This is a genomic window from Nonomuraea rhizosphaerae (assembly GCF_019396405.1).
GTDB lineage: Bacteria > Actinomycetota > Actinomycetes > Streptosporangiales > Streptosporangiaceae > Nonomuraea > Nonomuraea rhizosphaerae.
This window is the reverse complement of record NZ_JAHKRL010000064.1, coordinates 1-5,724: the sequence shown is the minus strand read 5'-3', so window position 1 is coordinate 5,724 and position 5,724 is coordinate 1. Positions and strand designations below refer to the sequence as shown.

At 70.4% G+C, this 5,724-nt stretch carries 3 protein-coding genes; all 3 read right to left on the bottom strand.

Annotation, left to right across the window (positions count from 1 at the left end):
• Positions 1-604: 604 nt before the first annotated feature.
• On the bottom strand, positions 605-1,633 hold the full coding sequence (locus KME77_RS03020) for a single-stranded DNA-binding protein (RefSeq protein WP_219461652.1): 1,029 nt from the start codon (positions 1,631-1,633) through the stop codon (positions 605-607).
• 393 nt (positions 1,634-2,026) lie between these two features.
• A complete protein-coding gene (locus KME77_RS03015) occupies positions 2,027-3,649 on the bottom strand; it encodes a GTPase (RefSeq protein ID WP_219461648.1) in 1,623 nt (540 codons plus the stop codon).
• The coding region (locus tag KME77_RS03010; RefSeq protein WP_246609087.1) for a dynamin family protein at positions 3,646-5,724 on the bottom strand (2,079 nt) is incomplete at its 5' end. The genes KME77_RS03015 and KME77_RS03010, both read right to left, overlap by 4 nt.

The following is a 5,724-nucleotide window of genomic DNA, read 5'->3' as shown; positions in this document are numbered from 1 at the left end:
GCGGACCCCCTCCAGGCGCCGCTGCAGCGTGCGGCGCTGCAGCGGGGAGTGTCCGGCGATCGGAGTTCAGCCAGCAACGGAGATGGTGTTTGCGCAGGTGATCGCACTACCGCTTCCGCCTCCGGTTGACTTTTCCGCCGTTCGCCGGGCAGGCCCCTGCAGCGCGCGGCGTCGTCATCTGCGTCACTCTCGTTCTCGTGTGTGGCGCAGTCGACGGATCGACTTGGTCAGCGGCGGGGAGCGAGCAGCCTTTCCACCTGCACGGATACCTTCTCCACCGCCCGCTGGCTCCTGATCCGCCGTCAACTTCTGAAGCGATCTGCTGGCTGCCTTGCCTACGAACTGCGACCTGCCGGCCGTGGGACGGGCGAACGTTTGGGGCGAGTGCCAGGCGTTGGGCTTGTGGCTCGTTGCCTGGGTGGTAACGCCTGTCAGCCGCCGATGGCCTGTAATGGCTGGTTGGCTGTTGCTTCGCAGTCGCGCGCCCGTCCTCGGTGTGTTCGGGTGTGGGCGTCCACTCAGGTAGGCGAGGTTCTGCTCGTCGTCTTCTGCGTCCCCTCGTTCAGTTCAGGGCAGCAGTCGGGCGATGGCGGCGGTTGGTGGGTTAGGCCGCTGCTCGTTCCTCTGCTGCTGACTCGTTGTTGTCTGCGCCGACGATTCGCACGGTCGTATCGCTGGTTCGGGTTGAGGGAGGAGATGCGGCTGCGGATGAACGCCGGGAGGAGCGACTGCTTGGGGTGCTGGTAGATCGGGGGGTGGCTTGCGGCGTGTTCTTCGCTGGAGTGGTGGGCTGGGTGGCGGTGGAGGAGGTGGCTTCGGGGGTGGAGTTGGCGGGTGAGGTGGTGGTGGGTGGGGTGGGGGTGGGCTGCTGGCTGCTCTGGAGTTGAGGGGTGGAGGTAGAGAGGGCTGTCGTGGTGTTCTGCGGTGCGTTCGCTGCTGTGAGGGGCGTTTCGGGAGACTGGGGGTGGTCGGTGCTGGCGATCGGGGTATTCGTGATCACGTTGGTGTTCTGGCTGGTAGGGAGGGCTTGGTCGCTGGTGGGGTGGGTGGCTTTGATTACTGGGGTGGCTTCCGGGAGGAGGGGGGCCGGCCAGGGGGAGTCTTCTGTCAGGGGGGCGGGGTGGGTGATGGGGCGGCTTTGGGGATTGGCTGCTTGGGTGGGCTCGATTGCGCGGGTGTGGTCGCGGGCGGGTTTGACGCCCAGAGCCCAGTCCTGGGTTTCCTCGTCCAGGCGGTCGCGCATCTCCTTGCTCACCGAGACCGGGCCGCCGGTGCGTTCGGGCTTGGCGAAGACGCCTGTGCCCCAGCGGAGGTCGTGACCGACCGCGCTGGCCTCTACTTCGGGCATGAAGCGGCGGTCGCCCTCGGGGCCGAACTCTCTGATGCGGAGCTTGCCCGAGACGACCACGGGCTGGCCTACCTGGACTGACCTGGCGACGTTCTCGCCAAGGGAGCGCCAGCAGCGGACTGCGAAGCACACTCGCTCGCCGTCGGTCCACTGGCCGGTTCTCTTGTCGAAGTAGCGGTGGGTGGTGAGGACCCTGAGCGAGGTCACCTTGGCGCCGTCCTCGAAGCTGTACTGCCTGGGCTCTGCTGCGACGTTGCCGGTGAGTGTGATGTGGATGTCGTTCATCCCGTTGCCTCCCGTGTGGCGGGCGGGGTGCCCGCGGCCTGGGGATACGGTGCCGCAGGAGAGCATGGGCCCGAGGGGCCGAACGGGGTTCTGGGGATAAAGGAGCCGCATCGATGCCCCCTGTGGACAGCCAGGAGTTGGGGGTGGGGGTGAGGTACAGGGTGGGTGGGAATGCGGATGGCGGTTGTGGGCGAGGCGGGCGTCGTAGGGGCGCGGTGCAGGTGAGGGCGCGGTGCAGATATGGGACCGGGTCGAGTTGGTCGGCCTGCCCCGTCATGGGACGAAAAGCGCGCCGCAAGCAAGAAAACAGACGAGCTGGCCAAAGCCGGAGAAGCCACGGCCCGACCAGGCGAACCCCGCCCGGCCAGACCGCGACAAAGCGACCAGCGACAATCAGCCCGACAAACCGCGCATAGCCGTATAAAACGCGTGGTGACGAGCCAGTTCACGTTCCACCGGCTCCACCACCATGCTCTCCGCCACCGCCGCCACCCGTCGCCGCATCTCCCGCTCCAGACGCTCCCGCTCACGGGACGCGCCCAGCTCGACGAAGTTGCGGGACGCGATGCCCGACAGGGCTCCCAGCCCCAGTACGGAGGCCATCATCAGCCCCACCCACGGCAGGGCCGCCGTGTCGCCCAGCAGTTGGAGGGAGGCGGGGAGCTGGCCGGGCATGGTGAGGCCGACGGCCAGCCAGGCGACGCCGCCGACGAAGGCGCCGACGAGGAAGTACTGCCAGATCTTGAGCAGCCGCCACCACGGGGGTACGCGGTCCAGCTCGGGCGCGACCTCGGTCAGGTCCTCGGTGAGCGCCTTGGGGAGCTGGCCGGAGCGGGAGCGGGCCGCGCGGTGCACGGCGGTGCGCCAGATCGGGTGCATGCCGGCGGTCAGGCCGTCGGCCAGCGCCTGCACGGCGTTGGAGACCTCGGCCGCCTGGGCGCTGACCGAGCCGGTCGTGATGCCGCGGATCTCGTCGCCGACGTCCTCCAGGCGCAGCGATCGGAGCGGGTCGGGGCGGAACTTGTTCACCCATCGCGGGTACGGCCACCCCACCCAGCGGCTCGAACGCTCGGCGTAGACGTTCTCCATGGCCTCGCCCACGGCCGGCACGCCGACGGCGTCGCAGAGCGCGTCCGTCAGCCCCAGCCTGCGGGCCTCGTCGACCGACGACGGTGAGGAGAGGGCGTCGCCGACGGGCATGGTCTGGGTCAGGCGGCTCTCAAGGCGGCGCAGGTCGGCCTCGAGCTTCTGGATGGCCGCCCGGCGCCGGGAGACCGCGCCCGCGATGACGCTCTTGAGGCTGTCGATGCCGCGGCCGGTGACCGCCGAGGTGGGGACCACGCTGGGGTGGTCGACGCCTTCGCGGCGCAGCAGGTCGTTGAGGTCGATGACCAGCTCGGCCAGCTCCTCGGCGGAGAGCTTGTCGGCCTGGTTGAGGGCGAAGACGGTCACCGCGTCGTGCCCGGCCAGGTCGGTGACGTAGCGCCGGTGGGTGGAGGCGTCGGCGTACTTCTGCGGGTCGAGCACCCACACGACCAGGTCGGCCAGGCCGATGAGGCGGTCGGCCTCGGTGTCGGTGAGCGCCCTGATCGAGTCGTGGTCGGGCAGGTCGAGCAGGATCAGCCCGTGGAGCTGGCTCTCGCCCTTGTCGAGCGCGCTGGCGCGGGCGAAGCGGTGGCGCCACTGGATCTGCAGCCAGTCGAGCAGCGGCGCGGCCCCCTCCAGCCCCCACACACAGGCGTGGGTGCGGGCGGTCGTCGGCCTGCGCACGCCCGTGGGCGACAGCTCCAGCCCGGAGATCGCGTTGAACAGCGACGACTTGCCGCTGCCCGTGCCGCCCGCCAGGGCGACCACGGTGTGCTCGGAGGAGAGCTTGAGCCGGTCGCCGGCCAGCGTGAGCAGCTTGCTCGCCTCGGAGAGCACCTTCTGGTCGAGCCGCCCCGGCCCCAACTCCACGATCTTGGTCAGGGCGGTCAGCCGCGGAGCCAGGCCCGGCCTGGTGGTGACGGCTGTCATCGGGCGACCTCGAGGTTGTACGTCGCCTGGTAGAGGCGAGTGGCGGTGGACTCGTCGGGGATCCCGGCCGAGTCGAGCGCTTGCACGTAACGCATGGATTCCTCGTCGAACAGCATGCCGATCCTGGCTCGCAGGTCACTGAGCGCCTTGGCGCCGATGCCGCGCAGCGACTCCGCGCCGAGCAGCGCGTTGACCAGCCGGTGCGGCACTCCCTCAACGGGGCCGCTGAACATCGCGACCATGAAGATCAACGACAGCGAGTCGGCGTCGAACGACACGAACTTCGACACCGACCGCTTCGCCACGCCTTCCGTGCGCACCAGCTCGGTGACGTGCTCCTGCCAGGCGGCGATCGCCCGCGTGGCATGCCGTACGAGCTCGTCGGAAGGCCGTTCGAGGCCCGCGCCGATCGTCCCGCCCAGCTCGGAGCGGTGCCGCCAGCGCGCGACCACCTCTTCGGCCGCGCGGTTGGCGGCGGCGGTGATCACCGACTCCAGCCCCGCCCGCAGCGCGGCCCGGAACGCCGTGACCCGCTCGGGAGCCTGCCGCGGCGACCTGCCCCGCTTGCGGAACTGCAGCGTGCGCAGCAGGTCGCCGGAGCCGACGAACTCCTGCCAGCGGGCCAGCACCTCGCCGTGGATCAGCATGCCGTTGCGCAGCGCCTTGTCGATCTCGGTGAGCGCGCTCATGTACGAGGCCTCGACGTCGCCGCGCAGCTCGGTGCGGAAGGCGACCTGCCCCTCCAGGTGCCGGGCCAGCGCCGGCACGCGGGTGCGAAAGCTGTCGAGGACGCCGTTGAGCGTCTCGTGCACCGCCTGGGCGCGCCGGTCCTCGTCCACCGACAGCTCGGCCAGCCAGAGCCGCAGGTCGGTGACCTCTTGGTCGGGCAGCCTGCCGTCGGTGACCTTCGACTCGCCGATGACGAACCTGTCCACCTCGCCGAGCCCGTATTCGGTCAGCATCCGCACGAAGTGCTTCAGAACGACCTCACGGGCCTTGGGCTGCACACGCGAGAGCACGATCGCCAGCCGGGCGCCGCGCTCCTTGGCCAGGCGCAGCAGGTTCCAGGCGGGGGCGTCGGCGTAGCGGGCAGCCGTGGTCACGAAGATCCACAGGTCGGCGGCGTCGAGCATCCGGTGGGCGATCTCGTGGTGCTCCTCGACGACCGAGTCGATGTCGGGGGTGTCGAGCAGCGCCACACCCTGGGGCAGCTTCTCGGTCGAGACCACGACCAGGCTGCCCAGCCCGTCCTCGGGGGTCGGCTTCTCGATGCGGCGCATGCCGCCGAGCAGGTCGCCCTTCTTGAACCACTGCAGGTCGTCGGGGTGGCACACCAGCACGGGGATGCCGGTGGTCGGCCGCCGTACGCCCGTGCGAGAGATGTTCTTCTCGGCCAGGGAGTTGACCAGCGTGGACTTGCCCGCACCGGTCGATCCCGCCACCACGATGAGGGCGGGGGCGGTGTTGGTGCGTACGCGCGGCAGCACGTAGTCCTTGAGCTGGGCCAGCAGGTCGGCACGCGCCTGCCTGGCCTCCTTCGCGCCCGGCAGGTCCAGACCGAACCGCAGGTCGGTCACGCTCTCCCTGAGCGCGTCGAGCGCGGTCGTCAGCGCGGCGACGGCCTCGGGCGGCAGCGGCTCCACCCGGCGGGCCGGCGGCTGGCCAGGTGGAACCACTGCCCCACCGGACGGCTTTCCGGCCGCGCCCTCGGTCACGCCGTCGGACGGCTTCCCGGGCGCCCCGCCTGGCGGCTTACGGGTCACGGTGAACGCGCTACCGGATGCCGGCGCCCCCGTGGGAGCGGCCTCGGCGTCTTGAGCCTTCTGGGCCTTGGACTCCGTCGCGTCGTCCTGAGCCTCGTCCTGCGCCTCATCGTCGTGGGCGTCGGAATCCGCCTGTACGTCCGGCTTCTCCACGACTCGTGCCCCTGGGTCGCCTTCGGCCGGTTCGTCGTCGCCGGGGTCGGTGTCGAACACCACCAGCGCCGAGAGCTCGGCCCGCCCCTCGCTGTCGTCGTCGGACAACCCCTCGCCGGCCCGCGCGAGGCCGCGTCGCGGTGTGGGTGGTGTGGTACA

Bases quoted from the DNA above. Each gene is read 5' to 3' on its own strand.
- KME77_RS03020 (WP_219461652.1), bottom strand. From the start codon at position 1,633: ATGAACGACATCCACATCACACTCACCGGCAACGTCGCAGCAGAGCCC.
- KME77_RS03015 (WP_219461648.1), bottom strand. From the start codon at position 3,649: ATGACAGCCGTCACCACCAGGCCGGGCCTGGCTCCGCGGCTGACCGCC.